Origin of the sequence: Bradyrhizobium sp. Arg816 (assembly GCF_029989365.1) — a bacterium.
Taxonomy (GTDB): domain Bacteria; phylum Pseudomonadota; class Alphaproteobacteria; order Rhizobiales; family Xanthobacteraceae; genus Bradyrhizobium.
Genome location: NZ_JAPRAQ010000201.1, coordinates 1 through 457, shown reverse-complemented (window position 1 = coordinate 457; position 457 = coordinate 1). Strand labels below are relative to the sequence as shown.

Genomic DNA, 457 nt, shown 5'->3' with positions numbered 1-457 from the left:
TGTCGACGGCTCCGCCCTGGTGCGCTATGAACCCGATCAGTCCAGCCATTACGAACTCGGCTTTGCGCGCAAGACGCGCTCGCCGAACCTCTACGAACGCTATGCCTGGTCGACCAACGCCATGGCCATGCAGATGATCGGGTGGTTCGGCGACGGCAATGGCTATGTTGGCAATCTGGACCTGAAGCCGGAAAAGGCGCACACGGTCAGCTTCACCGCCGGTTGGCACGATCCGGCGCACAAGATCTGGAGCTTCAGCGTCACCCCCTATGCGAGCTACGTCCAGGACTATATCGACGTCGATCGCTGCGTGACCGGCAGTTGCCTTGCAAACAATCCGGACAACCTCACGGCCAGCAGTGGCTTCGTCTATCTGCGTTTCGCCAATCGCGACGCCACATTGTATGGCGTGAACCTCGAAGGCCGTCTCGCTTTGTGGGACAATGCGAGCTACGGC

The 457-nt window shown here is 60.2% G+C and carries 1 protein-coding gene; it reads left to right on the top strand.

Annotated elements, in window-relative coordinates:
* Positions 1-457: TonB-dependent receptor domain-containing protein (locus OWC48_RS46505; RefSeq protein ID WP_282525993.1), on the top strand; the 457-nt coding region annotated here is incomplete at both ends.